This is a genomic window from Pedobacter sp. 05L430 (assembly GCF_056397585.1).
In genome coordinates this window covers 1-5,872 of record NZ_JBFTNT010000269.1, presented here as the reverse complement: position 1 = coordinate 5,872, position 5,872 = coordinate 1, and the positions used below count along the sequence as shown (strand labels likewise).

Genomic DNA, 5,872 nt, shown 5'->3' with positions numbered 1-5,872 from the left:
TATATATATAATAAAACAACGAGAAAAGAGAAGTTGGTGAGTGAATTAAGTTTAACAATATTCTTACCTTAGAAAAATCAATTGCAGGGCATGAAAATTAACCGCTTAAAAATTTATCTACTCCTTTTAGTTTTCTTCTTTGCTTTATCATCAAAGAGCCAAAACACAACCATAAGTACAAAGACCAAGCCTGTTGTCAGCATTTTAGGCTTTTCGCTTTGTGGCACCACGATTACTGAATTAAGAAAAAATTACAATGATCTTCATGAAATAGAGGTGGAAGAAATGAACTACTCTTCCGGATGTGAGCAGCTAGATTCAAGATACATCGCTAAAAAAGGTTTTGCTACTACTAAACAACCAGGACTTATCTTTCAACAAGAACGAGACGGAGATTTGATCGGTAAAATTAGGCTCACTACCGATTATAAAGGCAAGTTCATTGATAATACAGACATTGATATTAGTAAGTTAAAGGCAAAAGATGTCTTTAAGCGCTTTCCAACGCTTGAGGGAAAATGGGGTTCGCGAGGCTGTTCAGACTATTGGAATCTGTCAAATGATACTATTTCCTTTTTCGTTAAGATTGACAGATCCAAAAAGCCGATGTATCCGATTGACGAAGCATATTATTTAAACCAACCAATTGAAGGTGTTGATTTAGTGATGTCTTGTTATGTGCCATCTGAAGAATCTTTTACTTTGGTAGAGACAACAAATGATCCGGTATTCATATTGGATAGTGTTCAGGTGTTTAGAGGTGAGATGAATAGCGTAGATCCGAATACCATAGCTGTGGTTACTGTTTATAAAGGTAAGAACGCTACAGATCGGTTTGGAGCCGAGGCTGAGAATGGTTTAGTGTACATGGAAACAATCTCTTTTGTCAAGAAAAGATATTGGACATCTTTGAAATCGAAATCTGATGATTATCTGAAGCACGTGCCAAGTCCAGACGAAGAAAGCAGTATATTCTATATTTTGAATGGTAAACCACTGTTGAAAGATCATGAAGCAGGCCTTTCGGGCATTACTAATGAAAATTTACAGAGTGTACTTATTATAGATAAAAATACCTTAAAAAAAGATTATTTGATAGAGGGTTATTCTTGGGGTGTTCTCATCACCACGAAGTGAAATGACTAAATTATAAAACGCTTGTAGTCCCATAAATTGACATTTTAACTTAAACGTATGAAATATTTTTTAATTGGGGTTTTGTGTTTCGCATTAATGTCTGCACTACCATTACTATGGAATCATTTCTCATTTGTCGAATTAGGCTTTCTGTTCCCTTATTTGCAAAAAAAGACTTTCGAGGGGGTAGAGGGAAGTTCTTTCATGATCTCTTTTATATCTTTAAATTTACTATACGATTTAGCCATCGTAGCGATTTTTGTTTGGATGCTCACTTATCTCAAAACAGCCACTAAAAATTATAGCTAAAATATAGATTTAGGCAATTTGTAGCCTATCAATACTGTTCGGCCTGTGGAAATGCAATGATTATTCGGTATATTCATTTGAAAATTAACCGAACTCATGAAATATTTTAACTTGCTCGCGCTCATCTTTCTCGTGCTCATCACCAAGGCACAAACCACAGATCAACCCAAAGCTGATGCTTCGGTACCGATGTATGTTCAGAAATGGCTGACCGAAAAAACGGCGTTTAAAAAACGTAAAGCAATCCAAAAAGGCTTCTTCTTGCGCGATTCTATTAAAATCGTTGGCTATATCAAAGGGTATGATAAAAACGCGAAATATTCCAGTGGCATCATCTACCATGGAAATAACATTACCAGGGAAGATTTACCAACTATAGTAAGGATCTACAAAGATGGAAGATTTGAGTGTGGCTTGCCGGCTATACATCCCATGTCTTCCAGTATACATTTTAATGATCAAAGCATAAAATTTTATGCCGAGCCAGGGACTACCACCGGGATCATTCTAGGTGATAAGACCACTGAATACCTGGGCGTCAATAAGGCGATCAACKATCAGTTAGCTGCCATTGAGCCACCCCGCCCTGACTACAATAATTTAGATGAGTATCGGAAAACACAGACGCCCAATGACTTTAAGCAAGCTCAGCTTCGCAATTGGGAAAGTACCAGGGAAAAGGTAGACAGTACCATGGAGGTAAAGCAGACGTCGGAGAGGGTAAGGAAGTTGGTAGCCAACCAGGTTGATCTGACTTATGCCGTTTATTTGTTCGATTACGAAATGTCGCGCACCTACTACCAGAAACAGGCGCCGGACAATGAAATATTAAAGTTGCCCATGCCTGAAAACTACTTCGATTTTTTAAGTAAGATTGATTTGGATGATCAATTGCTGTTAGTTTCCAATGATTTTTCGACGTTTGTAAACCGCTTTGAGTTTTCCCCCGTGTTCGAACGGAAGATTCTTTTTCAAAACCAGAAAACCAAGGGCTTTTTGAAACTAGACTCGGCCTATCTCAGTAAAAATAAAAAGGTCAATTTGGTTTACGACATCGCCAAACTCCGCTCATTAACTTCTGATTTTAAGTTCTACGAGTACAAAAAGAGAAGTTTTGCCCAGGAAACCACTGATTTATTAAAAACCGTGCAAGAACCCTTTCTGCTGAGAGAGATGGATCGAATGTATGACAAATATAAAATAGGAAATGTAGCTTACGACTTACCTAATACCACAGCAGCAGCCGTATTCAAAAAAATCATTAACCCAATAAAAGGAAAGGTGTTGATCGTTGATTTTTGGGCGGAGAATTGTGGACCATGCCGTGCCGGAATAGAGAGCAGCCTGGAGTTCCGGAAGAAATATAAGGACAATCCTGATTTTGATTTTGTATATGTAACAGATAGCGAAAATACAGGAGCTGCATTTTATGACGATTATATCAAAAAGAATCTGATGTTAAATACGCATAGAATCACGGCTGACGAGTATCTGGCGCTGAGAGAGCTATTCAGGTTCAATGGAATCCCCCGGTATGTATTGGTAACAGAAGAGGGTAAAATACAGGATGATAATTTTGCTTCTTACAACATGAAAAGCGAATTCCAAAAGTACTTTCCCGGGAAATTTCCCATTGATTATTGGAAGTGACCCAAGGATGCCAATGGTTTATAAATGCTCGTTTTAAATAATCGCTATCTTTAGCAAACCAACCTAAATTATTATGGAAAATTTAAAAGCTAAAGAAATGATATCCGCTGGACTAATCGGATTAAGCGGCTTTGTAGCTCCGTTGTCTTTAATATGTATAATTTGCTATTTCACTGATCTTGCTAAAAGTCCTTACCCGTTAAAATATCTTGTGCCAACTTTCATAATATCGTTAGCAGTTTTGCTTTATTGCTTTTATGTACTAGGGTCAATAAGTAAATATAGGAAACAAAATAATCTCGAAAGTATTTAATTATAGATTGTCCGAAGTCATATTTTAAGTCATGATAACTGATGCAGATGTTTAGGATTTGTATTAGATTTATGTAATCATTATAAAATGAAGATGTTATATGAAAAAAATCTCCAGCTTAATTTGTTTATTATTAATAATAACTGCCGTTTCTTGTAAAAAAAAGGCAACGCTTGATGGAAAAGAAGTATTAACGGTATGTGGAACAAAAGATCCATTAAAGAATATAGCCTGGCTTAAGGACGAATATTCACAAATGTCGGGTCAGCCCACGATTAACGGTATAGTACTTTATCGATATAATGATAGTGAAGTTATAGAAATACAAAACGCCCAGTTTAGCTCAACTAATCAACATCAATACTATTGTGATGGAACTAAACTCAACTTAGGCGTACCGGCAGATTTTAATAAGTATAGACAAGACCGTAAATTGATTGGCATTTTGTTCGGAACAAATATTTGGAATTAATTCATAAGTAATTTCAAAAGGAAACTATACTATGAAAGTAAAAGCTTGTGCTATTGTGATTTTTATTTCTTTTTTCATAAGCCAAGCTTATTCACAAAAGATACCTTCACCAAAAGAAATGAGAGAGGTTTATCGTCAGTATTTCCTGGCGGCGTGCATTTATTTTGCATTTGGTGAGGAAGTTGTTGGTTCTAAGGACATCAGTCTCGCTGTATACTACGCAGTAGGTGATGAGTTTGGCTCTACTAACCACGCCCATAAACTGGATTCATTGGCAAAGAAACTGATGAACTCAATTACTCCAACTCAAGTTGATGACTATGAAGGGCGTAAGCCTATTTTAATGGATTGTATTGAATATTACGAGAGTAAGGAACTGAAAAGAGAGATCATAAAAATCCTAAAAACMCCCCGAAAAAATGAGTTAATTAGGCCTGGAAATAAATAGCGACTACTTGATATTAATGGCTTACATTTATGACGATTGTCATTATTTAGTATCTTTGTGTTATGCAAACTGCAGTTCAGAATAAACGGACATTAATATCATTACTTAAGGCTAATAGCCAGAAGCTGAAATCTTATGGAGTTTCGAGCTTGAGCATATTTGGTTCGTTTATTTCTGGGAAACTTGATGTGGATAGTGATGTTGATCTTTTAGTCGATTTCGACCCCAGCCAAAAAAGCTATGATAATTTTATGGATTTGTCATTCTTCTTAGAAGACTTGCTAGGTAGAAAAGTAGAGCTGGTGACACCACAATCACTAAGTAAATATATTGGCTCACATATTTTAAAACAAGCTGAGCATGTTGCCATCTAATGTTAAGTTATTTAAGCATATTCTTGAAGAAGTTTCTTTTATACTAAACGCTGTCAAAGGGAAAATAGAGACTTGGTAGTTGACGATCCTGTTCTATCAAGGGCTATAATTAGAAGCTTGGAAATTATTGGTGAGGCTAGTACCAAAATTGATGATGAGTTTAAAGCTATATACCCCAATATAGAATGGAGAAAAATGTCTAATACACGTAACCGGTTAATTCACGATTATTTTGGAGTAGATTATGACATCGTTTGGGATATAATAGTATCTAAATTACCTGATCTTGAAGCAGAGATTCAGGCAATCATCTCAGAGAATTAGAAAAATTATTTGCTTTGGTTAGACCTTACAAATGGTTCGGTCAAGGTTCTTTAAGCATAATACTAATATCCGGATAACATTTCCGTTTCATTCAGGTTTCATAGGTGTGTACACCTACAATACACCTATGAAACACCTATATAACTCCTTTCGTTAGTATGCCATGACCGAACCATTTGTAAGGTCTGATGCTACAAGGGATAGTCGAAACTATATATATTTAATATTTCATTCTCCAGCCCCAATAATCTTAAGAGAGTTAACTATTAGAAAGACCCTATCAATGCCCTGTCAACCGATCTGTGTGAATAGTTTATACCCTCCGCTAAAAGAAGGGAAAGTTAATTGGTTTTTAAAGAATTGCAAGGGACGCGGAGGTCTTGTGCCTAATCATCAAAGTCAATCCTATAAGCGCATAAATACTCAAAACAACTAACGATACGATATTAACTGAAACGGCTATGTCCTTAGATTTCATGAACAGTGTTAATATAGAAAGCCCTATACCTGCACCTAAAAAATACGATGTTGTACCAATGCTAGATCCAAGACCATAATGCGCTTTAGGAATGCCTTGTACAGAGAGTACCGATAGGGCGGTGTAGCTCAATGTCATCCCTAGTCCGGTAACAAAGGTGGCCGATAGCAGTACCAGAACCAGCGAATGATTAAACAGCACGCTACTGGTTAAAAACAATCCGCCAATAAGCATACACAGCATTCCGGCTATGCCCAGTTGCGAAACCGTAAGCCTTTTGGTTAATACAGGTATCCCTAATTTTGCCACAACGGCCGAGAGTAAACTAAACGGAACCAACAACAATCCAGACTTTGCAGCACTTAAA

The 5,872-nt window shown here is 36.6% G+C and carries 7 protein-coding genes and 1 pseudogene; 7 read left to right on the top strand and 1 reads right to left on the bottom strand.

All coding sequences use genetic code 11. The annotated features are described in order from the left end of the window. Positions 1-90 precede the first annotated feature (90 nt). The 7 genes from AC1DG9_RS22135 to AC1DG9_RS22105 all read left to right on the top strand — a co-directional run bounded on the left by AC1DG9_RS22135 (position 91) and on the right by AC1DG9_RS22105 (position 5,027). Positions 91-1,137, top strand: a complete 1,047-nt coding sequence (locus AC1DG9_RS22135; RefSeq protein WP_337716028.1) for a hypothetical protein — start codon at positions 91-93, stop codon at positions 1,135-1,137. Positions 1,138-1,194: 57 nt separating this feature from the next. After that, on the top strand, positions 1,195-1,446 hold the full coding sequence (locus AC1DG9_RS22130; protein ID WP_172662699.1) for a hypothetical protein: 252 nt from the start codon (positions 1,195-1,197) through the stop codon (positions 1,444-1,446). A 96-nt stretch (positions 1,447-1,542) separates the two neighbouring features. Next, positions 1,543-3,096: a TlpA family protein disulfide reductase gene (locus AC1DG9_RS22125; protein WP_477635246.1), complete on the top strand. Its 1,554-nt coding sequence runs from the start codon at positions 1,543-1,545 to the stop codon at positions 3,094-3,096. Between the two features lie 413 nt (positions 3,097-3,509). Next, positions 3,510-3,881, top strand: coding sequence for a hypothetical protein (locus AC1DG9_RS22120; protein ID WP_172662701.1), 372 nt, complete (start codon positions 3,510-3,512; stop codon positions 3,879-3,881). Between the two features lie 31 nt (positions 3,882-3,912). After that, positions 3,913-4,329: a hypothetical protein gene (locus tag AC1DG9_RS22115; RefSeq protein WP_337716031.1), complete on the top strand. Its 417-nt coding sequence runs from the start codon at positions 3,913-3,915 to the stop codon at positions 4,327-4,329. 62 nt (positions 4,330-4,391) lie between these two features. Continuing rightward, the gene (locus AC1DG9_RS22110) at positions 4,392-4,703 is read left to right on the top strand and encodes a nucleotidyltransferase family protein (RefSeq protein ID WP_172662703.1); all 312 of its coding nucleotides are present in this window, start codon (positions 4,392-4,394) and stop codon (positions 4,701-4,703) included. A gap of 72 nt (positions 4,704-4,775) precedes the next feature. Further along, the gene (locus AC1DG9_RS22105) at positions 4,776-5,027 is read left to right on the top strand and encodes a HepT-like ribonuclease domain-containing protein (RefSeq protein WP_216854465.1); all 252 of its coding nucleotides are present in this window, start codon (positions 4,776-4,778) and stop codon (positions 5,025-5,027) included. A 352-nt stretch (positions 5,028-5,379) separates the two neighbouring features. On the opposite strand, the pseudogene AC1DG9_RS22100 reads toward AC1DG9_RS22105, so the two are convergent. Further along, positions 5,380-5,872, bottom strand: a pseudogene (locus AC1DG9_RS22100) (MFS transporter); the annotation flags it as partial.

Bases quoted from the DNA above. Each gene is read 5' to 3' on its own strand.
- AC1DG9_RS22135 (WP_337716028.1), top strand. From the start codon at position 91: ATGAAAATTAACCGCTTAAAAATTTATCTACTCCTTTTAGTTTTCTTC.
- AC1DG9_RS22130 (WP_172662699.1), top strand. From the start codon at position 1,195: ATGAAATATTTTTTAATTGGGGTTTTGTGTTTCGCATTAATGTCTGCA.
- AC1DG9_RS22120 (WP_172662701.1), top strand. From the start codon at position 3,510: ATGAAAAAAATCTCCAGCTTAATTTGTTTATTATTAATAATAACTGCC.
- AC1DG9_RS22110 (WP_172662703.1), top strand. From the start codon at position 4,392: ATGCAAACTGCAGTTCAGAATAAACGGACATTAATATCATTACTTAAG.